Source organism: Lactiplantibacillus brownii (assembly GCF_031085375.1).
GTDB lineage: Bacteria > Bacillota > Bacilli > Lactobacillales > Lactobacillaceae > Lactiplantibacillus > Lactiplantibacillus brownii.
On record NZ_JAVCWF010000001.1, the window covers coordinates 705,701 to 729,337 of the forward strand.

Below are 23,637 nucleotides of genomic sequence, written 5' to 3' on the forward strand. Positions count from 1 at the left end.
TCTTTAGATTGTGCTACACTAAGATTGTTATGAGAATTTAAATAGAGGAGTGTTTTAGATATGGCTAAAGTTGAAAGTTTTACATTAGATCATACGAAAGTTTTAGCACCATACGTGCGCAAAATTACGGTCGAACATGGCGAAAAAGGTGACGCCATCACTAACTTTGATCTACGGTTAGTTCAACCCAATAAAACAGCGATCGATACGGCTGGGTTACACACGATTGAACACATGTTGGCTGGCTTATTGCGTGATCGCATGAGCGGCGTGATTGACTGTTCACCATTTGGTTGCCGGACTGGTTTCCATTTGATCACTTGGGGTGAACACAGCACGGAAGAGGTTGCTAAAGCTTTGAAGTTCTCGTTAGAATTCATTGCCGGTCCTGCTGAATGGAAAGACGTTCAAGGGACGACCATTGACAGTTGTGGGAACTACAAGGATCATTCTTTGTTCTCAGCGAAGGAATGGGCTAAATTGATCTTGTCACAAGGCATTTCATCTGACCCATTTGTGCGTAAAGTCGTAGAATAACGTTTAACTTGTTTTTGATAAAAGATGTGTTGATCAACATTTTGTTGGCCAACGCATCTTTTTTTATGCTTTGAAAATGAGACTGAAAATACATAATACGATGAATAAGTGTATAAATATTCTCAAATTAACTGAATATTTGAAAAATAACGAATATTTTATAAAAATCGTTGCATAAAGTTAAATCAGGTGGTACGATACTGTCATTGATAAATAAGACATTAATTTTGGAGGTACAACGCAATGGTCAAACAAAATGATAAAATTATTCTCGCTTATTCAGGTGGTCTGGATACGTCAGTCGCAATTAGTTGGTTAAAGGACAAGGGCTACGATGTGGTTGCTTGCTGTATTGATGTTGGTGAAGGTAAAGATATGGCTGCCATCAAAAACAAAGCCTTACAATTAGGCGCGGTCTCATCATATATGATCGATGCAAAACAAGAATTCGCTGAAGAATATGCCTTGATTGCTTTACAAGGCCACACCTTGTATGAAGGCGAATATCCGTTAGTTTCAGCGTTGTCACGGCCATTAATTGCTAAGAAGTTAGTCACCTTAGCTAAAAAAGAACAAGCAGTTGCGATTGCCCATGGCTGTACCGGCAAGGGTAATGACCAAGTTCGTTTTGAAGTGGCAATTCATGCTTTGGCACCAGATATTAAGATTGAAGCGCCGGTTCGTGACTGGCACTGGTCACGTGAAGAAGAAATTGATTATGCTAAAAAGCACAATATTCCAGTACCAATTAATTTGGACAGCCCTTACTCGATTGATGAAAACCTTTGGGGTCGAGCCAACGAATGTGGCATCTTGGAAGATCCATGGGAAGGGGCACCAGCCGATGCCTTTGATCGGACTAAAGCGTTAGCCGACACACCTGACAAGCCAACTGTTCTCGAAATTACGTTTGAAGCTGGGGTGCCAGTTGCCTTAGATGGCGAAAACTTGAACTTAGCTGATTTAATCGTTAAGTTGGATAAAATTGCGGGTGAACATGGGATTGGCCGAATCGATCATATCGAAAACCGGTTAGTCGGGATCAAATCACGTGAAGTTTATGAAGCACCTGCAGCGACTGTTTTATTAAAGGCGCACAAAGATTTGGAAGATTTGACTTTTGAACGTGAGTTAGCACATTTTAAACCAATCATTGAACAAAAGCTCGCCGATACCATTTATAATGGCCTTTGGTTCTCACCTTTGATGGATGCCATGATGGCCTTCTTAAAGGAGACGCAACAAGTTGTAAATGGCGTTGTTCGGGTTCAGTTATTCAAAGGTAACGTGATTACTGAAGGTCGGAAGTCACCAAATTCTTTATATGACAAGAATTTGGCAACTTACACAGCCGCTGACGAATTTGATCAACAAGCTGCTGTTGGTTTTATCAAGCTTTGGGGCCTACCAACGCAAGTTAATGCGCAAGTTCAAGCCAAGGCCCAAGCTGAAGCCAAAGCCACTAAGGAACATGCCTAATGAGTACCAAAAAGCTTTGGGGCGGCCGGTTCACTGAAACGGGCGCCAAGTATGTGGATGATTTTGGTGCTTCAATCGGGTTTGATCAGTTGTTGGCCGCAGAAGATATTACCGGGTCATTAGCACATGTTAAAATGCTCAAGAAAACGGGTATTTTGGACGCGGGCGATGTTGACCAAATTGTGGCCGGCCTAGAAAAACTCGCACAGAAATTGCAAAAAGGTGAACTTGAATTCTCGACGGTCAACGAAGACATTCATATGAACATTGAATCGTTATTGACAGCTGAGATTGGCCCCGTTGCGGGTAAATTGCATACGGCACGTTCACGTAATGACCAAGTTGCCACGGATTTTCATTTATACATGAAACATCAATTGCCAAAAATTTTGGATCGGTTGCATGACTTGGAAACCGTCCTCGTGGAAAAAGCGAGCGAGAACGTAGAAACGATTATGCCAGGTTACACACACTTGCAACACGCACAACCCATCTCATATGCGCATTATTTACTGGCTTATTATCAGATGTTCAAGCGGGACATGGAACGTTTTGAATTCAATATGCAGCATACTGATATTTCACCTTTGGGTGCGGCGGCCTTGGCAGGGACAACTTTCCCAATTGATCGGGAATATAGCGCGAAACTATTAGGGTTCAGTGCGGTTTATCATAACAGTTTGGACGCGGTTTCTGATCGAGATTTCGTTTTGGAATTTTTGAGTAATGCTTCAATTTTGATGATGCACCTCTCACGCTTCTGCGAAGAAATCGTTTCTTGGAGCAGTTATGAATTTAACTATTTGAGCTTGAGCGATCAGTTCTCAACCGGTAGTTCGATCATGCCACAAAAGAAGAACCCGGATATGGCTGAATTAATTCGGGGTAAATCTGGTCGGGTCTACGGCAACTTAATGGGGTTATTGACCGTTATGAAAGCTATTCCACTCGCGTATAACAAGGATCTGCAAGAAGATAAAGAGGGCGCCTTTGATACGGTCAACACGGTGTTGACGAGTTTACATGTGTTTACTGGCATGCTGGCGACCCTAACCGTTAATGAAGCCCGGATGGCACATGCTACCACCAACGATTTCTCAAATGCGACTGAGTTGGCAGATTATCTTGCTAACAAGGGGATTCCGTTCCGCCAAGCCCATGCGATTGTGGGCAAGCTGGTCTTGGATGGATTGAAAAAGAATCGACCGTTGCAGGATATTCCGTTAGCGGAATATAAGGAAATTTCACCATTAATTGATGAGGATGTCTATCATGATTTAGACGCCAAAGTTGCGGTTGAACGGCGACACTCCTTAGGCGGTACCGGTTTTGATCAAATTAAAGCAGAACTCAAGCGTGCCAATCAACAACTGGCAGCGTACCAATCGCCTGATCGCGATAATTAAAATTGTTTATCAATTTGACCATTGATAGCGAAAAGGTCTGGGAAGTTTTCCCAGGCCTTTTCATTTCGCTGAAAACAGTTGAAAACGATTGCAAGTGTGCGTGATTACCGGTATATTAAAAGCACTGAAGGAGTGATTTTTAATGCCAAAAATGTTAGTAACGACTACGGAACAAGTTCCGGGTCAAACTTATGAAATTATTGGAGAAGTTTTCGGTGTCACGACGCAATCAAAAAACGTTTTCCGTAATATTGGTGCTTCCATGAAAAATATTGTAGGTGGCGAAGTCAAAGATTATACGAAAATGCTGGATGAAGCACGGGAAGCCGCGGTAGACCGGCTACGGACCAACGCGGCAGCACTCGGTGCGGATGCCGTCGTGATGATGCGCTTTGACTCTGGTTCGATCGGCACGGATATCCAATCTGTTGCGGCCTATGGGACTGCGGTGAAGTTTAAAGAAGTTTAAGTCGGTTCATGGACTTCCAAAAAATTGGAAACTCTTTCATGAACTGGTATGATGGTACTAAAGAATATTGGAGATGTTATTTCGTATGTTTAATGATCATCGTTGGGGCTTTGATTGGACCGAGTTCATGACGGGTATCGTGTTCCTAATCGCGGCCTATTTTGTCATGAAACAACCTAAAGCCGCGTTACTTAGTTTAGTTTTCTTATTTGCGATTGCAGCCATTATTAGTGGGATTACTACGATTGGCGGTTATACTAAATTACGACGGGAGACCGGCCTCCGTGCCAATTTTGCACTCGTTTTTGCCGTCATTGATCTCTTAGTCGGGCTATTGTTCTTGTTCCATGCACCAACCGGTATCGTTGTTTTAGGTTATGTGTTTGCGTTCTGGTTCTTAATTGACTCAATTGAACGCTTAGTCGTCGTCTCGCATTTACGTGTGCTCGGGATGGGCTACTACATCTTGTCATTGATTTTAGATATTTTAAGTTTAGCCATTGGGATTATGTTGATCTTTAATCCACTTGTGGCGGCATTCTCATTTAATATCTTAGTCAGTGTTTACTTTGCCATTTTCGGGATTAACGCGATTTTAATTGCCTTTGCCCGGCGTAATTAGGCTTAAATGGTTAAGCGGTTAGGCCAAAAGGTGGTCTAACCGCTTTATTTTAAAGTCATTCCGGGGCTTAGTGTAGAAATGACACGCCCGGTATGATATACTACCACCAATATGGATTGAAGGGGTTTTGTTATGGCAGACTCATTACAATTAGTGATTGTCTCTGGAATGAGCGGTGCTGGTAAAACAGTGGCCGTCCAGAGTTTCGAAGATTTAGGTTATTTTTGTATTGATAATATGCCGCCAGCCTTATTGCCAAAATTTTCCGAGTTAGTCGAAGAATCTGGGAAAATCAAAAAGGTCGCGTTGGTGATTGATTTACGATCACGCGCGTTTTATGACGAAATTATTGATATGTTGGCAAATTTGGATAATACCGATTTTGTATCAACCAAGATTATCTTTTTAGACGCTTCTAATGAGGAATTAGTCTCACGTTATAAGGAAACGCGGCGGTCACATCCATTAGCAATGGAAGGCCGTATTATGGATGGGGTGCGCAAAGAGCGGTCGTTATTAGGACCATTGAAGGATCGGGCGTCATATATTATTGATACGACGACGCTCACGCCACGTGAATTGCGTGAATCAATCTTTGACAAGTTTGAAACGAGTGCGGATGAGACTTTTCACATTGAAGTCTTATCATTTGGGTTCAAGTATGGCTTGCCAATCGATGCCGATATCGTGATGGATGTCCGCTTCTTACCAAATCCATATTATTTACCAGAATTAAAAAATCAGACCGGTTTGGACAAGCCAGTCTATGATTACGTGATGCAACAACCTGCGACTGAAAAGTTTTATCAACAATTTTTAGGCATGCTAGAAAGTATCATGCCAGGCTATGAAGCCGAAGGGAAAACTAGTTTGACGATTGCGATTGGTTGTACTGGTGGGCAACACCGTTCTGTGGCGTTAGCGAAGCGCATTGGTGAAGCCTTGGGGAAAACGTATAAGGTGCACATCAGTCATCGTGATATCGGCAAACGGAAGGAAACCGTTAATCGCTCATGAGAAAATATACGTTTAAAACGCAACGGCCTAAGATTGTCGTGATCGGTGGGGGAACTGGTTTGCCAGTTGTCTTGAATGGGTTACGAAAACAAGCCGTTGATATTACCGCTGTTGTCACGGTGGCCGATGATGGGGGATCTTCCGGGATCATTCGGAATTATGTCAACGTTGTGCCACCTGGTGATATTCGGAATGTCATGGTAGCCTTATCGAATTTACCACACCTTTACAAAGACATTTTCCAATATCGTTTCCAAGGTGATGACCAATTTTTTGCGGGCCATGCGATTGGAAACTTGATTATTGCTGCTCTGACAGAAATGAAGTCAGGGGTCTTTGATGCGGTCCAAGAACTCTCCCACATGATGCAAGTTGACGGCCACGTTTATCCCGCAGCCAATGAAGCCTTAACTTTGCATGGTCGTTTTAAGGACGGTTCAGAGCTTGTGGGTGAGGCGGAAATTACCGCTGCTCATAAGTCACTGGATCGGGTTTGGGTGACCGACAAAGATGGCAATAATCCCGAAGCCGTTCAACCCGTGATTGATGCCATCATGCAGGCCGATCAGATTGTCTTAGGCCCAGGGAGTTTGTTTACAAGTATTTTACCTAATTTGACGATTGATAATATCGGCCGGGCGGTCTGTGAAACGGATGCCGAAGTCGTGTATATTTGTAATATTATGACGCAAAAGGGTGAAACCGATAACTTTTCGGATGCAGATCATGTGCGCGTCTTGAATCGACATCTTGGTGATAACTTTATTAATACAGTCTTAGTTAATACCGAAAAAGTTCCAGATGATTACATGGATTTCCATAAGTTCAACGAAGTTTCTCGCCAAGTTAGTCATGATTTTCGCGGGTTACGGGATCAAGGTTGCAAGGTGATCTCAGCTAATTTCTTAAAGTTACGGGACAATGGGGCCTTCCATGATGGCGACCAAGTTGTGACGGAACTGATGAATTTAGTGGGACACTCCGACGTTTTAAGATAGGAGGACGCTTAGATGTCATACGCCAGTGAAGTTAAAAAAGAACTAACCAACCTCGCTGTCCATCGCGAGAATGCGAAGGCTGAACTAATGGCCTTGATTCGAATGAACGGGACGATTAGTTTAGCTAATCATCACTTTATTTTGAATATTCAGACGGAAAATCCGGCCATCGCGCGGCGTATTTATCGGTTATTGAAGCAATTTTATGATGTGGCCAGTGAGTTGATCGTACGTCGCAAAATGAAATTGAATAAGAATAACTTATATATCGTGCGCCTAAAAACGGGGACGGACATGGTTTTGGCAGATCTGGGGATTCTCAAAGATCTGCAGATTGTGGAAGTCGCCCCGACTGAGGTTTTGACGGATGATGCAGCTGTTCGTTCGTATTTACGCGGCGCATTTTTAGCTGGTGGCTCGGTCAACAATCCGGAAACTTCACGATATCATTTGGAAATCTATTCACTGTATGAAGAACATAACAAAATGATTTCCCAAATGATGAACAATTATGGGCTGAACTCACGTACGACGGATCGTCGTGGTGGGTTTATCACCTATATCAAGGAAGCCGAAAAAATTGCAGATTTCTTATCGTTAATTGGCGCGACAACGGGAATGTTAAAATTCGAAGATGTCCGTATCATGCGTGACATGCGAAACTCGGTGAACCGGTTAGTGAATTGCGAAAATGCGAATATGGATAAGGTTGCCAATGCGTCCAGTCAGCAGATTGAAAATATCATGTTGATTGATGCTACGGTGGGCTTAAAACAATTGCCAATCAAGTTACAAGAGGTTGCGATTGCGCGTTTAGCCCATCGGGAAGTTAGCCTGAAAGAGCTTGGGACTTTAGTGCCGGGTGGGCCAATTTCCAAGTCGGGAATCAATCACCGGTTACGGAAAATCAACCAATTTGCTGCCCAGCTACAAAAGGATGCCTAGTGCTAAAATAGTTTTAAAAAAAGTTTGGACCAATTGTCCAAACTTTTTTAGTTACCCGTCTAAAGGTTGAAAGACTCAAAAGCATCACAAATGTTGTAGTACCGGTAACCCATAAGTAAAGTAGACTCACCTAAATTTAGTGCTCCGTCAGTCAAAATCGGTGTGCTGTGGGGGACGGCGCCAGCCAAGGTACGGTCTGACGCCTCAATTCCAAGCCGACAAAACACGTCTTTGAATTGCCCCGCGAGATTAGTCAGCAAAGAACGCCGATTAATCTCGCCGACACTGCACACCGATTTTGACTGACTCCGCTAAGCATAAATAACTACTGACTTAGCTGGAGGTTGTTGCTGATAGCATCGGACGTGCAGGTAGTGTTTGACCGGCGTTCTTTTGCCGGCCTTACACCACGGACGGTCCGGGAGATTTGCGGCTTTGGCAAAGTTTCCGGGCGAGGTTCAAGACGTTTCTATGGCTTGAACCGGTCCCTCGTCCGCATGTTATCGGCAACAACCGGAAGCGGCAGTAGTCGACTAGTTTTCATTACCGGATTGTTGAGGTAGTGGTGCAGACCGGCAATTTTTAACTTTCAACCTTTAGTTACTCGTGATTAATGGGCTAGTTCATAACTTGTTTGTAAAAATTGCAATAAGTCAGTGTCGGGGATACTGCCGTCTAGGATGACGGTGAACCAATGTTGTTTGTTCATGTGGTAACCGGGGAAAAAGGTTTGATTATCAATGAGTTGGTCGTGTTGTTTGGCGGTTAACCGAAAATCGACGATGGTTACGAGATCGTCGCTGTCTAAACCAAGCTTACGTTTAGAGATCTTCATCAATAACGCATACCATTTTTTGGTGTCACTACGACGCCAAATTGCGTTCTCTGGGAATTTTTGCCAGAGAAATTCGAGTTCGTCGCCATAGTTTTTGCGACAAGTCTGGATGAGTAAATGTGCTTGCGTCGTTTGAAAAATATCGGTCTCAAAACTCTCAGTAGCGATAGTCTTTAGTACGTTAGTATAAGCTTCACGAACTTTGGCCACAAAGTCCCCGGTATTGTTGGCATTGAGGTGCAACGTGTAAGGTTGTTTGGTTTCGTTGTCAATCAGCTCAGTGAGAATCGTGTCAGGTAAGGTGACGGTAACAGTCAAGGTAAAGGCTTGGTTTAATAATGGTTGCTGCCGGACAAACTGCTGACCTCGTTTTTGAAAACCAGTTTTGAGCAAGTTTTCAGTTTTAGCACGCTTGTTTTTGAAAATTAATTTAGCAATATTATCCATTTTCATTCCTCCAATGAATGGTACTTTAGGTCTAGTCTAGACGCTATAGTGGTCAGAATTCAACTGGATTTTTTGGAATTAATTTAATTGTGTCCCAAATAAATCACTTGACAAAAGTAAGTGGCAATCTCTATACTGAAACCATCTTATGAAATCGGAGTGACGTTAATCATGCAAAATAATTCTACGCAAATGATGATGTGCTGTCCATGTTGTGAATCTAACAACATGGCTATTTGCGTTGAATTACAAGCGTCACTAGTGCATCAAAGTTAACGAGATTGAGCTCAAAATCGTTATTTTGAAACGCCTGCTTGGAATCTGACGAGATTCTAAGTGGGCGTTTTTTGTTTCCGATCGGGGTAAGTAAAGTTTAAAAAAGTGAAAATTAAAGGGGCGAAAAGGTTTGAAAAAGCGATCAGTGTTAGCAGTTATTTTTAGTTTATTATTAGTGACGGTGTTGGCCGCTTGTGGCAAGCAAAGTAGCCAAACGAGTGGTTCTGGCAAGTACGCCGCTAAACAAGTTTTGAATTTATCTTACCCAAGTACCTTGGATTCGATTGATATTTCCAAGTCGTCTGGTTTTGGAACGACGGGTAATATTTTTGAAAGTTTGTATCGGTTAGGTAAAAACGGGAGTATTACCCCCGGCTTGGCAAGTAAAACCAGTGTTTCAAAAGATGGGCTAACTTATAAATTTACGATTCGGGATGCTAAATGGAGTGATGGTTCCGCGATTACGGCTCAAGATTTTGTTTATTCTTGGCAACGGGCCGTAACACCTAAAACAAAATCACAATACGCCTATTTATTCTCAGGAGTCAAAAATGCCGATGAAATCGTCGCTGGTAAGAAGTCACCTGAGTCGTTGGGGGTTAGTGCGGTGGGCAAGCACACGTTTGTCGTCACGCTATCAACGCCAATCAAGTATTTTAAGAAGTTGATGACTTATCCGTTGTTTGGACCGGTTAGTGAAGCTGCCGTTAAAAAGTGGGGGAGCAAGTATGCGACTAAAGCGCAGTACATGCTCTACAGTGGGCCTTTTAAATTGGTTGGCTGGACTGGGACTAATAATAGTTGGCAATTTGTGAAAAACAACGACTATTGGGATAAAAAATCAGTACATTTGACTAAGATTAATTACACCGTTAATGAAAGTACGACAACGACACTCAATTTGTTCCAAGATAAAAAGCTGGATCTGACGCAGCTCTCCAGTGAACAAGTTAAGAACCTGAAAAGTAATGCGGACTATAAGACCTATCCGTATTCAATTACGCAATTCTTATCCTATAACTTCAATGCCTCTAACAGTACAGTCAAAAAAGCGTTGAACAATAAAGATATTCGGCGGGCAATCTCGTTAGCAATTAACCGTAAGCAGTTGGTGACAAAAGTTATTGGTGATGATTCGAGCACGGCCAAAGGGTTAGTTGCTAAGGATTTGGCCAATAACCCTAAAACTGGGCAAGATTTTGCAACACAGGCTTACTTGAAAAATACGGTCGATTACAATCCGACCTTGGCAAAGAAACTGTGGGCGAAGGGATTGAAAGAAACTGGAATAAAGAAGCTGACCTTGCGGATGGTTTCGTCTAATGAAGAACCGAATAAGCCAGTTTCACAGTATTACAAAGGTCAATTAGAAAAAGAACTTGATGGCCTAACCGTTGATCTAGCTAATATTCCGGCTTCTGTCATGAGTCAACGTCGTGAATCTGGAGACTTTGATATTTACCTTGGGATGTGGGGCGCTGATTTCAACGATCCAATTTCTTATCTGCAGATTTTCAAAAAGAATAGCGGGTATAATTTTGGTAAATATAGTAGTGCTAAATATGACGCTCTAGTTGATAAAGCCTCAAATCAGGATGCCAACAATGCGGATGCACGTTGGCAAGATATGGTTGAAGCTGAGCAAATCTTGATGAAGGATCAAGCAATTGCACCGGTTTATCAAACGGTCTATTCATTCCTAGTTAATCCTAAGGTGAAAGGCATTATCCATAATACTGCTGGGACCCAATGGAATTACAAATACACTTATATCGCAAAGTAACTTTGTGGTGGCTAGTGTGAAGATATAAAAAACGGTCGATAATTATTCAGAATTTTCCGAATAATTATCGACCGTTTTTTGTCGTTAGCCTGTGCTGATTTTAATTAAAAGAGCCGACCGCAGTGAAGTGCCCTACAATTGTTAGACAGATGAGTCTAACGATTGTGGGGTTTTTATTATGACTAAATATAGCAGTAAATTTAAAGCTAAGGTGGTTCATGAATATTTGGATGGGGGGATTGGATTAAATGAATTACAACAAAAGTATCAGATTGCCCGGCATAGTACTGTTTCTTCATGGGTAAAACGTGCTCAAGTTCATGGTATGAGTTCACTAAAAGTAAGTCATCATCGTAACAAGTATTCACAGGATTATAAGATAAGCGTGGTAGACTATATTCAAACTCACGAGATCAGTCGTAACCAAGCCGCAATTCACTTTGGAATTTCCAGTAGCCAGGCTAATAGTTGGATGAAAATTTACCAGGAACAAGGTGTGGCTGGATTGCGTCCTAAACCTCGTGGAAGAAGGTCAACCATGAGTAAACATAAGAATCAAAACCGCTCCCCAAAACGATTAACCGCAACTAAAGAGGAAAAATACAAACAACAAATCACTGAATTAAAGCGGCAACTGCACAACGCTGAATTGGATCGTGACATTTTAAAAACACTAGCGACCATAACCAGGAAACAACCAAAGTAAAAGCTAATATTGTCTCTAAGTTACGGTCGCGATATCCGTTGAAGGAACTACTACGCAAGCTTAAATTGCCTAGAGCGACTTATTATGACCGTTTAAAGCGTAACCACAAACCTGATAAATACGCTAAGGTCAAACATTTTATTCGACAGGAATATGTTAATTCTGGAGCCAGCTATGGTTATCGACGTATGCATAAAGAGGCCATCGATGCTGGATTCACGTATTCCGAAGAAACAATTCGAAAAATCATGACCGATATGGATCTTAAAGTGACCTTATTCTCCAAACATACTGGCAAATATAGCTCCTATAAGGGGACCGTTGGTAAGATTGCGCCGAACTTGCTCAAACAAAAGTTCAACGCCACCAAGCCTTTAACTGTCTTGCACACTGATGTAACCCAAGTGGCACTATATAATGGTAAATGGAGCTATATCTCAGTCATTATTGACGAAGCCAGTAAGGAAGTGCTCTCAGCAGTGACAAGTTATTCACCTAATAAGAAGCTAATCAAAGCGACCTTAAGGACAGCCCAAAAGCATATTCCAAATGATCTTCACCCAATCCTCCATTCCGACCAAGGATGGCAATATCAAATTCCTGGTTATCAATCAAAGCTCAAAGAAATGGGCATTATTCAAAGCATGTCCCGAAAAGGGAATTGTCATGATAACGCACCCGTAGAGAGTTTCTTTAGTCTACTTAAGCGGGAGTGTTTGAACCAATACAAGATCAAGAATATTACCGAATTACGCGGTATCCTAAACGCTTATATTGAATGGTTTAATCATGATCGAATTTCAATGAAGACAAAAGGCTTAAGCCCTATAAGTTACAGGACTCAAGCCTTAGCAGCATAAATTAAATTACCATTTGTCTAACTTTTCTATTGCACTTCACAGTCAGCTCAATTCATTTAACTTATTTCAAACTGTTGTTTTCCATGATATCATCGATCAAACCGTAATCTTTAGCTTCTTGAGCTGTTAAGTAGTTATCACGTTCAGTATCGTGGTTCAATTTTTCAATTGATTGACCAGAATTGTTAGCCAAGATTTCGTTGATCTTCTTACGAGTCTTCAAAATTTCTTCGGCAACAATTTCGATTTCAGTTTGTTGACCTTGAGCACCACCAGATGGTTGGTGAATCAAGATTTCTGAATTAGGTAAAGCAAACCGCTTGCCCTTAGTTCCGGATGATGCCAAGACACTGGCCATTGAAGCTGCCATCCCCATGACGATCGTTTGAACATCAGATTTGATGAAGTTCATGGTGTCATAGATAGCTAAGCCAGCGGTAACGACGCCACCGGGTGAGTTGATATAAAGGTAGATGTCTTTATCAGAATCTTGGGCATCCAAGAAGAGTAATTGGGCAATGATCGCATTCGCCATATTGTCTTCAATGGGACCAGATAACATGATGATACGGTCCTTTAAAAGTCGTGAATAAATGTCATAAGCACGTTCGCCACGTGATGACTGTTCGATAACTGTAGGCACTGGATACATAACTTGTTAGCCTCCTAAGGTTTCAATAGATTAATTAGCTGCTTGCTAATATAAATGTAGTTTACCGCTAAGGTCAGTAAAGGTCAAAAGAAAAACCTCAAAAACAAAATTCCGTTTTGCGTGGTTTCATGGTATACTTAGGCTTCTATCATATACGGCTTGAGATTGGGTGATCCCAATCTCTTTTTTTCGGTCTAAAATTATTGACCAACTTGCGAGCTCAGGTGTTGGTGAGCGGTTGGAGTATGGTATGATGAAAGCGGTGCATTTGTGACTATTCCGTAAAAGTAAGTATAAAAAAAGCTGAGAATAATCTCAGCAACTGATGCGCCCGGAGGGAATCGAACCCCCATTTCAAGAACCGGAATCTTACGTGCGATCCATTACACTACGGGCGCCTAAACAACATATTATAGTTTAGCGGATTATGGATAAAAACACAAGGGTTATTAATAAAAATGTTTTGGGAGGAATTAATGATGGCATTAGGACCAGGCTTTCGTCAGCAGCAACGTCAAAGTCAAAAGTTAGCCATGACGCAACGGTTACAGCAGTCAATTCAGATGCTGCAATTTAATGTCGAGGAATTGCGGGATTTTCTGACCCAAAAGGCGCTTGAAAATCCCTTGATTGACGTCGACACTAATTGGAATGCGAATCATGCGAGTTTAAGTGCAGCTAAAAATACGACGGCCCATGCAGATTTTATCGAGCGGGTGTCAACCACGAACCAGCATTCATTATTTGAATACTTATTAGATCAGATTCATTTGACAATGCGGGATACTAAGCTCCGTAAAATCGTTTTGGCGCTGATTGAATATGTCGATGTGAATGGTTATTTAAAAGTCGATGATCAACAAGTGATGGCTGAAACTGAGGCAACTCCGGTAGAACTATTAGATGCCGTTACCTTGTTACAGCAACTTGATCCACCGGGTGTTGGGGCACGCAGTTTACAGCAAGCATTAATGCTACAAACTGAAAATGATGAAAGCGCGCCAAATTTAGCTTACATTATATTAGAAGAAAACTTTGATGCTTTAGTCAATCGGCAGTGGTCGATTTTGGCTAAAAAATATCAAGTTGAACTATCTGATATTTCGAGTGTCTACGACTACGTTCGCACCTTGAGTCCAACTCCGGGTGCGGCAATTGGGCAAGAAACAACGGGGTACATTTTTCCTGATCTCGTTGTGACAAAACAACGAGGTCAGTTAGCACTGAAGACCGCCTCAATGGCGCAACCCGTTGTGAAGTTTCAAGGAAATTATTATCAACAGATGAGCCAACATGATGACCAAGAAGTGACCGAGTATTTAAAAGAGAAAAAATCTGAGTATGACTGGATTGCTAGCAGTCTACAACAACGCGAAGCCACGATTTTTCGAGTTGGGACGGCAATCATCGAACGTCAAGCAGACTTCTTCCTTGAAAAGACGACCGACCTGAAGCCATTATTGTTACGTGACGTGGCGCAACAGTTGAAAGTTCATGAGTCGACGATCAGTCGGAGCATCAATGGCAAATATATTCAAACTGACTTTGGGATGTTTGAACTTAAACGTTTCTTTACCAAGGCGGTCAGCAAACGTCCCACAGATGGCAAATTAGTTTCTGCAGACAACGTTCAGCACCGAATTGTGGCACTGATTGATGGCGAAAATAAAGAAAAACCGCTTTCAGACCAGAAAATAGTTCAGATTCTTAAGTCAGAAAATGTCGAACTTTCTCGTCGGACAGTTGCCAAATATCGGGAAAATCTTAACATTCCGGCATCTTCGAAACGAAAACAATATTTAAAAACCGAACAGTAACAAATGCGGTGACTTTAAGCAATCGGTTATAAGCACCTCATTGTTCTGATTTGCAACGACCCCATGAACCTGTTATAATTCATGTTGTGGTTAAGAGAGGTATGCAACGTCAATTTCGTAGTAAATTATGGTTGTGTGCTTTGTTTTTTGAAGTCTTTGGGTCGTTATTCGACATAGCTGGACTGAATCCGTCCCACTAGAGAGCAGGTTGAATGCCATGCATTCAGATATTCAATGGATTGAGGCAATTGCCCCAGACATGGTTGAAATGCTGAGTCGTCGTTACTTAGTATTAAGAACCATTAATTGGATGGCCCCAGTTGGACGTCGGTTATTAGCTCAAACCTTAGACGTTAGTGAACGGACGCTGCGTACCGAAACAGATACGTTACGAAAGTTAGATTTAATTATCGCTAATAAGTCTGGGATGCAAGTGACACAGCAAGGTAAAGATGTTTTACTGGGACTGAGTCAGTTCATGGACGAGCTAATGGGGATTCGTCAGAAAGAACGACAATTGGCACAACGGTTCAATATTAAACGTTGTATCATTGTTTCTGGCGATTCTGACCGACAGTTAAAAGTTATCGGGTCCATGGGTGAAGAAGTTAACCAATTGCTGCAACGGTTGTTGCCAGAAGGCGATAACGTTATTGCGGTAATGGGTGGCCATACAATGGAACACGTTGCAAATAACTTAACGAACAAACTCGCCAGAAAACGGCAGTTGTTATTTGTTCCAGCACGCGGTGGCGTGGGTGAATCGGTTGCGATTCAGGCTAACACCATCGCGTCACAAATGGCCGAACACACCGGTGGTAAATTCCGGTCGTTGTTCGTCCCAGAACAGGTCAGTGAACGAACGTATGAACCACTCCTCAAGGAACCAAGTATCCAAGAGGTGTTGGGAATCATTCAGCAAGCTAATGTGGTGATTCACAGTGTGGGAGATGCAGTTTCGATGGCGCATCGCCGTAACATGTCAGAGGATCAAATCAAAGTTTTGAGGCAGCGCTCAGCTGTTGGCGAAGCTTTCGGTTACTTCTTTGATCAAGACGGTAATGTTGTTTATCGCATTCCACGCATTGGTTTGCAAATCGGAGAACTGGCCAATATGGAGATTATACTCGCGGTTGCAGGTGGCGCATCTAAAGCTACCGCAATTGAGGCGTATATGAAGATCGCACCGAAACGGACGTGTTTAATCACGGACGAAGGTGCAGCTAACTTGATTTTAAAAAAGTAATCTTCTACACTGAAGTTGCTTTTTAAAATAAAAATATTTTTATTTCCACAAGGAGGAAATTCTAGTATGTCTGTAAAAATTGGTATTAATGGTTTCGGACGTATCGGTCGTTTAGCATTCCGTCGTATCTTAGAACTTGGTGCAAAATCAAGTGATATCGAAGTTGTTGCTATTAACGATTTAACTTCACCTGCATTGTTGGCTCATCTTTTGAAGTATGACTCAACTCATGGTACTTTGGATGCTGATGTTTCAGCTACCGACGATTCAATCGTTGTTAACGGTAAGAGCTACCGTGTATATGCTGAACCAAAGGCTCAAAACATTCCTTGGGTAAAGAACGACGGTGTTGACTTCGTTCTCGAATGTACTGGTTTCTACACATCAAAGGCTAAGTCACAAGCTCATTTGGACGCCGGCGCAAAGCGTGTCTTGATTTCTGCACCAGCTGGTTCAGACTTGAAGACTATCGTTTACAACGTTAACGATGACATCTTAACTTCAGATGACCGTATCGTTTCTGCTGGTTCATGTACTACTAACTGTCTTGCACCTCTTGCATTCTTTGAAAACAAAGAATTCGGTGTTAAGGTTGGTACCATGACTACTATCCATGCTTACACTTCAACTCAAATGTTGTTAGACGGCCCTGTACGTGGCGGTAACTTCCGTGCTGCTCGTGCTGCCGGTGTAAACACTATTCCTCATTCAACTGGTGCTGCTAAAGCTCTTGGCTTAGTTATCCCAGAATTGAAGGGTAAGTTACAAGGCCATGCACAACGTGTTGGTGTTGTTGACGGTTCATTAACTGAATTAGTTGCTATCTTAGACAAGAAAGTTACTGCTGACGAAGTTAACGCTGCTATCAAGAAGCATACTGAAGGTAACGAATCATTCGGTTACAACGCAGACGAAATTGTTTCATCTGACGTTATCGGTACGACTTTCGGCTCAATCTTCGATCCTACCCAAACTGAAGTTACTTCAGATGGCGAAAACCAATTGGTTAAGACTGTTGCTTGGTACGATAACGAATACGGCTTCACTTGCCAAATGGTACGTACTTTATTGAAGTTCGCTACTCTCTAATCTAAATTAGTTTGTTAGAACTTTAAAACCGCATACGGTTTAGACGGCGGGGGGAGGCAAACTCTCTCTGCCGTTTTTTTATACGAGTCACGAATTCTAGGAGGATTTTAACATTGGCTAAATTAATCGTTTCAGATTTAGATGTTAAAGATAAAAAAGTTTTAATTCGTGTCGACTTTAATGTTCCAATTAAAGACGGCAAGATTGGTGACGACAACCGGATCGTCGCTGCATTACCAACCATTAAATATGTCAGTGAACATGATGGTAAAGCAATCTTGTTCTCTCACCTAGGTCGGATTAAGAGTGAAGACGATAAGAAGGGCTTGAGCTTACGTCCAGTTGCTGAACGTCTTTCAAACTTGTTAAACAAGCCTGTTACCTTCGTACCTGTTACTGAAGGCGAACAACTTGAAACTGCGATCAACAACATGAATGACGGTGACGTCTTAGTTGTTGAAAACACTCGTTTCGAAGATGTTGTTAATGGCGAACAAGTTAAGCGCGAATCAGGTAACGATCCTGAATTAGGCAAGTACTGGGCTTCACTCGGTGACGTTTATGTCAACGATGCCTTTGGGACTGCTCACCGTCAACATGCTTCTAACGTTGGGATTGCCTCAAACATGGACAAGGTTGCCGCTGGTTTCTTAATGGAAAAGGAAATCAAGTTCTTAGGTAACGCTGTTGATAATCCAAAGCACCCATTCGTTGCTATCTTAGGTGGTGCTAAGGTTTCTGATAAGATCGGTGTGATTGATCATTTGCTTGATAAAGCTGATAAGATCATCATCGGTGGTGGGATGACTTATACGTTCTATGCTGCTAAAGGCATGGGCATTGGTAACTCACTTGTTGAAAAAGACAAAATTGATTTAGCTAAGTCAATCATCGAAAAGGCTGGCGACAAGTTGGTCTTACCTAGTGACTCAGTTGTTGCTGAAAAGTTTGACAACGATGTTCCTAGCAAGATTGTTGACGGGTCAATTCCTGATGGTTACATGGCTTTAGACATCGGTCCTAAGTCTATTCAAGAATTCGAAGATGTTTTACGCGACGCTAAAACCGTTGTTTGGAACGGACCAATGGGTGTCTTCGAAATGAGCAACTATGCCAAGGGTACGCTTGAAGTTGGTAAGTTCTTAGGAACTTTATCAGATGCAACGACTATCGTTGGTGGTGGTGACTCAACTGCTGCTGTTAAGCAACTTGGCGTTGGCGATAAGTTGACCCATATCTCAACTGGTGGTGGTGCTTCACTTGAATACCTTGAAGGTAAAACTTTACCTGGTATCGCTGCTATTTCTGATAAATAATCTGTTCTCCGAAAGGAAGGTCTATCGTGCGTACACCTATTATTGCCGGTAACTGGAAAATGAACAAAACCGCTAGCGAAGCTTTAGCTTTCGTTAACGCCGTTAAGGACCAATTACCAGATCCTAACAAAGTTGAATCAGTCGTTGCTGCTCCAGCCCTTTTCTTACAAGAAATGGTCGAAGCTGCTAAGGGAACTGATTTAAAGATTGCTGCTGAAAATGCTTATTTTGAAGATGCTGGGGCCTTTACTGGTGAAACTTCACCAGCTGCTTTAGCTGACTTAGGCGTTGACTATGTCATCATCGGCCATTCAGAACGTCGTGGCTATTTCCACGAAACTGATGAAGATATCAACAAGAAAGCTCATGCTATCTTCAAAAATAACATGTTACCAATCATCTGCTGTGGTGAAAGTTTGGAACAACGTGAAGCCGGCCAAGCCGAATCATGGGTTTCAGGCCAAATCAAAGCTGCTTTGAAGGGCTTGTCAGCTGACCAAGTTAGTTCATTAGTTCTTGCTTATGAACCAATCTGGGCTATCGGTACTGGTAAGACGGCTTCAAGTGACCAAGCTGAAGAAATCTGTGCCGTTATTCGTAAGACGGTTGCTGATCTTTATTCACAAACGGTTGCCGACAAAGTTCGCATTCAATACGGTGGCAGTGTTAAACCTGCTAACGTGGTTGACTTGATGAGCAAAGCCAACATCGATGGTGGTTTAGTCGGTGGTGCTTCAATGCAACCAGATTCATTCTTGGAATTAGTTAACTACCAAAATAACTAATTATTATTGCAAGTTCTATCACAACCTCTTACAATAGGTTGTGAACCAATTACAAGCAAAATTAAGGAGAGAATTTAATGTCTATTATTACAGATATTTATGCTCGCGAAGTCTTAGACTCACGTGGCAACCCAACTGTCGAAGTTGAATTATATACTGAAAGTGGCGCATTTGGCCGCGGTATCGTTCCTTCAGGTGCTTCAACCGGTGAACATGAAGCCGTTGAATTACGTGATGGTGACAAGAGCCGTTTCATGGGCAAAGGTGTAACTAAGGCTGTTGACAACGTTAACAAGTTGATCGCCAAAGAAATCGTTGGCTATGATGTTACTGACCAACGTGCCATTGACCAAGCTATGATCAAATTAGACGGTACTCCTAACAAAGCTAAGTTAGGCGCTAACGCCATCTTAGGTGTTTCAATCGCCGCTGCACGTGCTGCTGCTGACGAACTTGAAATGCCATTATACAACTATCTTGGCGGATTCAATGCTCATGTCTTGCCTGCACCAATGATGAACGTTATCAATGGTGGTGCTCACGCCAACAACGACGTTGACTTCCAAGAATTCATGATCATGCCAGTTGGTGCTTCTTCAGTTAAAGAAGCTATCCGTATGGGTTCAGAAACTTTCCATAACTTGAAAGCTATCTTGAACGAACGCGGTTACTCGACTGCTGTTGGTGATGAAGGTGGTTTCGCTCCTGACTTGAAGAACAACGAAGAACCATTCGAAATCTTAATTGAAGCTATCGAACGTGCTGGCTACAAGCCAGGCAAAGATATCTCAATTGCCTTTGACTGTGCTGCTTCTGAATTCTACAACGAAGAAACTGGCAAGTATGACTTAAAGGGTGAAGGCGAAAATGGGAAATCATTTACTGCTGAAGAATTCGTTGACTTACTTGACAGCATCGTTGACAAGTACCCAATCATTTCCATCGAAGATCCTTTGGATGAAAACAACTGGGAAGACTGGCAGATGGCTACTGAAAAGCTTGGCAAGAAGGTTCAAATCGTTGGTGATGACTTGTTCGTTACTAACACTGACTACCTTGCTAAGGGGATCAAGATGGGCGTTGCCAACGCTATTTTAATCAAAGTTAACCAAATTGGTACTTTAACTGAAACTGTTGAAGCTATCGAAATGGCTAAACAAGCTGGCTACACTGCAATCGTTTCACATCGTTCTGGCGAAACTGAAGACACGACCATTGCTGACTTAGTTGTCGCAATGAACGCTGGCCAAATCAAGACTGGTTCAATGAGCCGTACTGAACGGATTGCTAAATACAATCAATTAATGCGGATCGAAGACCAACTTGAAAGCACTTCAGAATACAAGGGTCTTGCTGGTTTCTATAACTTAAGCGAAGATGCTCGTAACACCATTGCTAGCAAGTAATTGGTAAGTTCTACTAAAAGAGTCGTTCATTGATGAGCGGCTCTTTTTGTGTCCAATCTTTTTTGACTCGGGTTTATTCCGGTTAGGATAGGCTTGTCGTGGTAAAATAAGAACACGAGTAATTTTAAAGGAGTCGTCAAGAGGAATGGATTATTTCAAAAATCAGCTTAATCAATGGACTGACTGGCAGGCTGCGATTGCAGAACCAGGAGCCTTCGAACCATTAATTCAACAAATCTATCGTAGTGAAAATGAACCATTTAAGACGCCTGAACTCGTGCCAGACTCATTGGCAGCAGTCTTTGCCGTGGGGGCGACTCAAATTGCGATTTTTCCACCTACATCAATAGCCACCCATCCGCGTGACCGTTACCAAACCGAACGCTTTAGTTTAACGCGATTGGCACGCTTGCAAGTAACTGCACCAATCTTGTTACACTCAGGGTTCATTTTTGACACTTATCAGTTTTATTATGTGATTTATCAACCCTTAGTCGGGATTTCGTTAACTGAATTTGCGAACACTGCTGAACCGTTGGCGAAGTCGACATTGGGACGCCAAATTGGGACCGCGTTGCGGAAAATTAATCGTGAGGTTGCCAGTTTTAATCAGGTTGACGTCCAAGTACTAGCCTCACAAGCCGATTGGAATCAACTCGGGGCAACGTTTGCAGCTGAACGACAAGCTTATTTGGCAGCCCATCCGGTTGCGATGAATCGTTTCGTCCATGGACAATTGAACGGCACCAATGTCATTGTCACGACTGGAACCGTGGGCTTTCAACATTTTCAAACGGCTTTACAAGGACCGTGGCAAATGGAACTTGTCCCGTTGGTGTTGCAAGCCTTTGGTGGTGATCCAGACTTTTTAGCTGGATTGCAAACAACGTTACAGTCGCCTGATTTAGCCACTGATTTGTTGATTGGGCTTTTGTGGCGAGCAGATGGACCGGCTCAAATTAAAGCTTGGCTGGGTGTTGACACAGTGACGTTGACAACGCTAGCACAAAAGCTTACTAGACTGGTGAAAAATGAAAGTGAGGGCTAATTTTTGAAAATCCAACAGCAACCAAAACAGCATCATTTTGATTTGACCCGTTTGGGATTGATTGGTCGGGGATTGCTGGTTGGGCTATTAACCGGCGTGGTTGTCAGTGTTTTTCGTTTTTGTATTGAACGCGGTTTAAAGGTCGTTCAATGGATTTATGGTCAGATTGCGCAAACCCCTTGGTTGATCGTTCCGTGGATTGGGCTTAGTTTGATTGTGGCGGTTTTTGTCGGCTTACTAGTAAAAAAAGTTCCAGATATTAAAGGATCTGGGATTCCGCAAGTTGAAGGTCAATTGGCCGGCGAACTCGATTATGCTTGGTGGCCAGTGCTCTGGCGCAAATTTGTCGGGGGTATTTTAGGTATCGGTTCAGGCTTATTTCTGGGTCGTGAAGGACCATCGATTCAATTAGGGGCGACGATTGGTCAAGGGTTCGCCGAAAAGACGCATCAAACGGGTGCGGATCGACGGTCACTGATTGCTGGTGGCGCCGCGGGTGGTTTGTCAGCGGCTTTTAATGCGCCCATCGCCAGTACGCTATTTGTTCTGGAAGAAGTTTATCATAACTTTTCGCCGATTATTTGGACGACGGCTTTGACTAGTGCGATTGCGAGTAACTTTGTGTCGCTTAATTTCTTTGGCTTGGTGCCGGTGTTACATATTCCTTATGGGACGAACTTACCGCTGAGTCAATATGGTAATTTAGTTGGTTTAGGTGTTTTTCTGGGTGTCTTTGGCTATCTGTATCAAAATGTCACCCTGACCATGCCAAGTTGGTACGCTAAATTACGTTTGCCAAGTTGGTTAGATGGCATCGTGCCATTTTTACTGATTATTCCAATTGGCTTGTTCTGGCCTAAATTATTAGGTGGTGGTAATGCGGTCATCTTAAATATTGCCGCAATTACCCCGGCTTTATTGCCATTGATCGGTATTTTTGTGTTACGGTTTGTCTTTTCGACGTTGTCCTATGGATCGGGCTTGCCCGGTGGGATTTTCTTGCCGATCTTGTCATTGGGCGCCATTTTAGGTGCCATCTATGCTCAGGTGATGGTCGCTGTAGGCTGGATGCCGGCTAATTTTGTGCCTAACTTCATTATTTTTGCGATGGCGGGTTACTTTGCCGGTATTGGGAAAGCGCCGTTTACGGCCATTCTATTGATTACTGAGATGGTCGGCACGTTGCATCATTTGATGCCATTAGCGGTAGTTTCAATGACGGCTTACCTGGTTGTTGATTTACTCGGTGGGGCGCCAATTTATGAAGCCTTGCTGGAAAAGTTGACTTTGCCCAAATTACCAGAACATAGTGGGATTCAAGATCGTTTAGAAATCCCCATCTTTGAGGGCGCTACTTTTGAAGGCCATCAAGTTCGTGATTTCAAATGGCCCAAAGAATCTTTGTTGATTGCGATTCGGCGTGGTGAACGTCAAGTGATTCCGCACGGTGATACGTTAATGCGTGCTGGTGACACGCTCATCATCTTAACGGATCGTAGTAATCGCGCTTGGGTGCGACATCAAATCGATAAGTTAAATGTCAGTCCAACCTGATTGGCTTTAGAATGTAACAAATTCGGCGCGATACTGGAAAAATAACGCTAAATATGTTAAATTGTTATAGACATAGCGGACTCTTTAGGAGGCACTTTTATTGTATAATATACTGATGACGTTAATATTGGTCATTTCCGTACTGATTATCATTGCGGTGATGATGCAACCGTCCAAAACAAATGATGCCATGTCTTCATTGACTGGTGGCGCTGACGACTTGTTCGCCAAGCAGAAACCCCGTGGCTTTGAAGCCTTCATGCAAAAGGTGACCGTCGTACTTGGAATTATTTTCTTTGTTGCGGCCCTCGCTTTAGCTTGGTATTCATCGAAGTAAACGACCG

The 23,637-nt window shown here is 42.6% G+C and carries 22 protein-coding genes and 1 tRNA gene; 20 read left to right on the forward strand and 3 right to left on the reverse strand.

What is annotated here, in order from left to right:
- Positions 1-60 precede the first annotated feature (60 nt).
- The 8 genes from RA086_RS02935 to whiA all read left to right on the forward strand — a co-directional run bounded on the left by RA086_RS02935 (position 61) and on the right by whiA (position 7,473).
- A complete protein-coding gene (locus tag RA086_RS02935) occupies positions 61-537 on the forward strand; it encodes an S-ribosylhomocysteine lyase (protein ID WP_308702420.1) in 477 nt (158 codons plus the stop codon).
- A 243-nt stretch (positions 538-780) separates the two neighbouring features.
- Positions 781-2,016, forward strand: a complete 1,236-nt coding sequence (locus tag RA086_RS02940; protein ID WP_308702421.1) for an argininosuccinate synthase — start codon at positions 781-783, stop codon at positions 2,014-2,016.
- Entirely contained in the window at positions 2,016-3,422 is a 1,407-nt protein-coding gene (argH, locus tag RA086_RS02945; RefSeq protein WP_308702422.1) for an argininosuccinate lyase, read from the forward strand. The genes RA086_RS02940 and argH overlap by 1 nt, the downstream gene beginning before the upstream one ends.
- A gap of 142 nt (positions 3,423-3,564) precedes the next feature.
- Positions 3,565-3,891: a heavy metal-binding domain-containing protein gene (locus RA086_RS02950; protein WP_308702423.1), complete on the forward strand. Its 327-nt coding sequence runs from the start codon at positions 3,565-3,567 to the stop codon at positions 3,889-3,891.
- 85 nt (positions 3,892-3,976) lie between these two features.
- Positions 3,977-4,513 carry an HdeD family acid-resistance protein gene (locus tag RA086_RS02955; protein ID WP_308702424.1) on the forward strand — a complete coding sequence of 179 codons (537 nt, stop codon included), beginning with the start codon at positions 3,977-3,979 and terminating at the stop codon, positions 4,511-4,513.
- A 132-nt stretch (positions 4,514-4,645) separates the two neighbouring features.
- Positions 4,646-5,530, forward strand: a complete 885-nt coding sequence (rapZ, locus tag RA086_RS02960; RefSeq protein WP_308702425.1) for an RNase adapter RapZ — start codon at positions 4,646-4,648, stop codon at positions 5,528-5,530.
- A complete protein-coding gene (locus RA086_RS02965) occupies positions 5,527-6,528 on the forward strand; it encodes a gluconeogenesis factor YvcK family protein (protein ID WP_308702426.1) in 1,002 nt (333 codons plus the stop codon). The genes rapZ and RA086_RS02965 overlap by 4 nt, the downstream gene beginning before the upstream one ends.
- A gap of 12 nt (positions 6,529-6,540) precedes the next feature.
- Positions 6,541-7,473: a DNA-binding protein WhiA gene (whiA, locus tag RA086_RS02970; RefSeq protein ID WP_308702427.1), complete on the forward strand. Its 933-nt coding sequence runs from the start codon at positions 6,541-6,543 to the stop codon at positions 7,471-7,473.
- A 610-nt stretch (positions 7,474-8,083) separates the two neighbouring features.
- Here the strand turns inward: whiA and RA086_RS02975 are convergent.
- Positions 8,084-8,755: an MmcQ/YjbR family DNA-binding protein gene (locus RA086_RS02975; protein ID WP_308702428.1), complete on the reverse strand. Its 672-nt coding sequence runs from the start codon at positions 8,753-8,755 to the stop codon at positions 8,084-8,086.
- A 406-nt stretch (positions 8,756-9,161) separates the two neighbouring features.
- On the opposite strand from RA086_RS02975, the gene RA086_RS02980 reads away from it, so the two are divergent.
- The 3 genes from RA086_RS02980 (at position 9,162) to RA086_RS02990 (ending at position 12,380) form a co-directional block, all read left to right on the forward strand.
- Positions 9,162-10,814 carry a peptide ABC transporter substrate-binding protein gene (locus tag RA086_RS02980; RefSeq protein ID WP_308702429.1) on the forward strand — a complete coding sequence of 551 codons (1,653 nt, stop codon included), beginning with the start codon at positions 9,162-9,164 and terminating at the stop codon, positions 10,812-10,814.
- 178 nt (positions 10,815-10,992) lie between these two features.
- Positions 10,993-11,520 carry a helix-turn-helix domain-containing protein gene (locus tag RA086_RS02985; protein WP_308702430.1) on the forward strand — a complete coding sequence of 176 codons (528 nt, stop codon included), beginning with the start codon at positions 10,993-10,995 and terminating at the stop codon, positions 11,518-11,520.
- A gap of 38 nt (positions 11,521-11,558) precedes the next feature.
- A complete protein-coding gene (locus RA086_RS02990; RefSeq protein ID WP_308702431.1) occupies positions 11,559-12,380 on the forward strand; it encodes an IS3 family transposase in 822 nt (273 codons plus the stop codon).
- Positions 12,381-12,441: 61 nt separating this feature from the next.
- Here RA086_RS02990 and clpP read toward each other — a convergent pair whose 3' ends face one another.
- Both clpP and RA086_RS03000 read right to left on the reverse strand, forming a co-directional pair.
- The gene (clpP, locus tag RA086_RS02995; RefSeq protein ID WP_308702432.1) at positions 12,442-13,032 is read right to left on the reverse strand and encodes an ATP-dependent Clp endopeptidase proteolytic subunit ClpP; all 591 of its coding nucleotides are present in this window, start codon (positions 13,030-13,032) and stop codon (positions 12,442-12,444) included.
- Positions 13,033-13,358: 326 nt separating this feature from the next.
- Positions 13,359-13,430 (reverse strand) — tRNA-Arg (locus RA086_RS03000).
- A gap of 81 nt (positions 13,431-13,511) precedes the next feature.
- Here RA086_RS03000 and rpoN point away from each other — a divergent pair.
- The 9 genes from rpoN (at position 13,512) to secG (ending at position 23,630) form a co-directional block, all read left to right on the forward strand.
- Positions 13,512-14,849 (forward strand): RNA polymerase factor sigma-54, encoded by a 1,338-nt coding sequence (rpoN, locus tag RA086_RS03005; protein ID WP_308704402.1) that lies wholly within the window; start codon positions 13,512-13,514, stop codon positions 14,847-14,849.
- Positions 14,850-15,066: 217 nt separating this feature from the next.
- Positions 15,067-16,095, forward strand: a complete 1,029-nt coding sequence (locus RA086_RS03010) for a sugar-binding transcriptional regulator (RefSeq protein WP_308702433.1) — start codon at positions 15,067-15,069, stop codon at positions 16,093-16,095.
- 66 nt (positions 16,096-16,161) lie between these two features.
- The gene (gene gap, locus RA086_RS03015; protein WP_308702434.1) at positions 16,162-17,184 is read left to right on the forward strand and encodes a type I glyceraldehyde-3-phosphate dehydrogenase; all 1,023 of its coding nucleotides are present in this window, start codon (positions 16,162-16,164) and stop codon (positions 17,182-17,184) included.
- Positions 17,185-17,297: 113 nt separating this feature from the next.
- Positions 17,298-18,500, forward strand: a complete 1,203-nt coding sequence (locus RA086_RS03020; protein ID WP_308702435.1) for a phosphoglycerate kinase — start codon at positions 17,298-17,300, stop codon at positions 18,498-18,500.
- A 26-nt stretch (positions 18,501-18,526) separates the two neighbouring features.
- A complete protein-coding gene (tpiA, locus tag RA086_RS03025) occupies positions 18,527-19,285 on the forward strand; it encodes a triose-phosphate isomerase (RefSeq protein WP_308702436.1) in 759 nt (252 codons plus the stop codon).
- Positions 19,286-19,362: 77 nt separating this feature from the next.
- Positions 19,363-20,691, forward strand: a complete 1,329-nt coding sequence (gene eno / locus RA086_RS03030) for a phosphopyruvate hydratase (protein WP_308702437.1) — start codon at positions 19,363-19,365, stop codon at positions 20,689-20,691.
- Positions 20,692-20,836: 145 nt separating this feature from the next.
- Positions 20,837-21,739, forward strand: a complete 903-nt coding sequence (locus RA086_RS03035; RefSeq protein WP_308702438.1) for a phosphotransferase — start codon at positions 20,837-20,839, stop codon at positions 21,737-21,739.
- Positions 21,740-21,742: 3 nt separating this feature from the next.
- Positions 21,743-23,293: a ClC family H(+)/Cl(-) exchange transporter gene (locus RA086_RS03040; RefSeq protein ID WP_407659049.1), complete on the forward strand. Its 1,551-nt coding sequence runs from the start codon at positions 21,743-21,745 to the stop codon at positions 23,291-23,293.
- Positions 23,294-23,393: 100 nt separating this feature from the next.
- Positions 23,394-23,630 (forward strand): preprotein translocase subunit SecG, encoded by a 237-nt coding sequence (gene secG / locus RA086_RS03045; RefSeq protein ID WP_308702439.1) that lies wholly within the window; start codon positions 23,394-23,396, stop codon positions 23,628-23,630.
- Positions 23,631-23,637 lie beyond the last annotated feature (7 nt).

Excerpts from the sequence above, each read along its gene's own strand:
- RA086_RS03010 (WP_308702433.1), top strand. The coding sequence starts at position 15,067 with ATGCATTCAGATATTCAATGGATTGAGGCAATTGCCCCAGACATGGTT.
- RA086_RS02975 (WP_308702428.1), bottom strand. The coding sequence starts at position 8,755 with ATGGATAATATTGCTAAATTAATTTTCAAAAACAAGCGTGCTAAAACT.
- RA086_RS02935 (WP_308702420.1), top strand. The coding sequence starts at position 61 with ATGGCTAAAGTTGAAAGTTTTACATTAGATCATACGAAAGTTTTAGCA.
- gap (WP_308702434.1), top strand. The coding sequence starts at position 16,162 with ATGTCTGTAAAAATTGGTATTAATGGTTTCGGACGTATCGGTCGTTTA.
- rpoN (WP_308704402.1), top strand. The coding sequence starts at position 13,512 with ATGGCATTAGGACCAGGCTTTCGTCAGCAGCAACGTCAAAGTCAAAAG.
- RA086_RS02965 (WP_308702426.1), top strand. The coding sequence starts at position 5,527 with ATGAGAAAATATACGTTTAAAACGCAACGGCCTAAGATTGTCGTGATC.
- RA086_RS02985 (WP_308702430.1), top strand. The coding sequence starts at position 10,993 with ATGACTAAATATAGCAGTAAATTTAAAGCTAAGGTGGTTCATGAATAT.
- clpP (WP_308702432.1), bottom strand. The coding sequence starts at position 13,032 with ATGTATCCAGTGCCTACAGTTATCGAACAGTCATCACGTGGCGAACGT.
- rapZ (WP_308702425.1), top strand. The coding sequence starts at position 4,646 with ATGGCAGACTCATTACAATTAGTGATTGTCTCTGGAATGAGCGGTGCT.
- RA086_RS02940 (WP_308702421.1), top strand. The coding sequence starts at position 781 with ATGGTCAAACAAAATGATAAAATTATTCTCGCTTATTCAGGTGGTCTG.
- whiA (WP_308702427.1), top strand. The coding sequence starts at position 6,541 with ATGTCATACGCCAGTGAAGTTAAAAAAGAACTAACCAACCTCGCTGTC.
- argH (WP_308702422.1), top strand. The coding sequence starts at position 2,016 with ATGAGTACCAAAAAGCTTTGGGGCGGCCGGTTCACTGAAACGGGCGCC.
- eno (WP_308702437.1), top strand. The coding sequence starts at position 19,363 with ATGTCTATTATTACAGATATTTATGCTCGCGAAGTCTTAGACTCACGT.
- RA086_RS02950 (WP_308702423.1), top strand. The coding sequence starts at position 3,565 with ATGCCAAAAATGTTAGTAACGACTACGGAACAAGTTCCGGGTCAAACT.
- RA086_RS02955 (WP_308702424.1), top strand. The coding sequence starts at position 3,977 with ATGTTTAATGATCATCGTTGGGGCTTTGATTGGACCGAGTTCATGACG.
- RA086_RS03035 (WP_308702438.1), top strand. The coding sequence starts at position 20,837 with ATGGATTATTTCAAAAATCAGCTTAATCAATGGACTGACTGGCAGGCT.